At 66.8% G+C, this 1,147-nt stretch carries 1 protein-coding gene; it reads left to right on the top strand.

Features of this window, described 5'->3' with window-relative positions; translation table 11 throughout:
* The first annotated feature begins 21 nt into the window (after positions 1–21).
* Positions 22–1,115 (top strand): IS3 family transposase gene (locus NBY69_RS37115; protein ID WP_250306687.1). Its coding sequence is split into 2 segments (ribosomal slippage): positions 22–237 and positions 240–1,115, totalling 1,092 coding nucleotides; the frame shifts between segments, so codons are not numbered across the junction.
* Positions 1,116–1,147: the final 32 nt, after the last annotated feature.

Raw genomic sequence — 1,147 nt, 5'->3', positions numbered from 1 at the left:
GCGAGGAACCGCGCCCCGGGTGTGACGGTCGAGCAGGTGGCCGCCGACTTCGGCGTTCACGCGATGACGCTGTGGAAGTGGATGCGCCGGGCGGACGGCGACGCCGGGACGAAGCCCGGTACGACCGGCCAGGAGAGCACGGAACTGCGCGAAGCACGTCGGCGGATCAAGCTGCTGGAGCAGGAGAACGAGGTCCTGCGCCGGGCTGCGGCCTACCTGTCGCAGGCGTATTTGCCGGGAAAAGGATCTACCCGCTCGTAAGGGAGCTGGCCGTGGACGGGGTTCCCGTCACGGTCGCGTGCCGGGTCCTGAAGCTCGCCAGACAGCCCTACTATCGCTGGCTCGACAAGCCGGTGACCGACGCTGCGGTCGAGGAGGCGTATCGCTCAAACGCGTTGTTCGACGCCCACCGCGAGGACCCGGAGTTCGGTTACCGCTTCCTGGCTGACGAAGCACGAGTCACGGGAGCCGGCATGGCGGACCGGACCGCGTGGCGGATCTGCCGGGACAACCGCTGGTGGAGCGTGTTCGGCAAAAAACGCGGCAGGGTCAAGAAGTCCGGTCCGCCGGTGCACGACGACCTCGTCCGCCGCGACTTCACCGCGGATGGCCCGAACAGGCTCTGGCTCACCGACATCACCGAACATCCCACAGCGGAAGGGAAGCTGTATCTCTGCGCGATCAAGGACGTCTTCAGCAAGAGGATCGTGGGCTACTCGATCGACGAGCGGATGAAGTCCCGCCTGGCCGTCGCCGCCCTGGACAACGCTGTTGCCCGGCGTGACAGCGTCGCCGGGTGCGTCCTGCACAGCGATCGCGGGTCGCAGTTCCGGTCCCGGAAATTCGTCCGCGCACTCGGCCACCACCAGATCGTCGGCTCGATAGGACGGGTCGGCGCGGCGGGCGACAACGCAGCCATGGAGTCCTTCTTCAGCCTGCTGCAGAAGAACGTCCTCAACCGCCGCACGTGGGCCACCCGCCAGGAACTGCGGATCGCCATCGTGACCTGGATCGAGAAGACCTACCACCGGCGCCGTCGACAAGCCGCACTCGGCCGACTGACCCCTGTCGAATTCGAAACCGTCATGACCACACCGGCCCTCCAGGCCGCGTGACTGAACTTGTCACCCAACCCTGCATCAGACCC

The sequence above is a fragment of the Streptomyces sp. A 4/2 genome, from assembly GCF_940670765.1.
In the GTDB taxonomy this organism is placed as follows: Bacteria; Actinomycetota; Actinomycetes; order Streptomycetales; family Streptomycetaceae; genus Streptomyces.
Note: the sequence above shows the minus strand (reverse complement) of the source record. Positions and strands in the feature narration are given on the sequence as shown.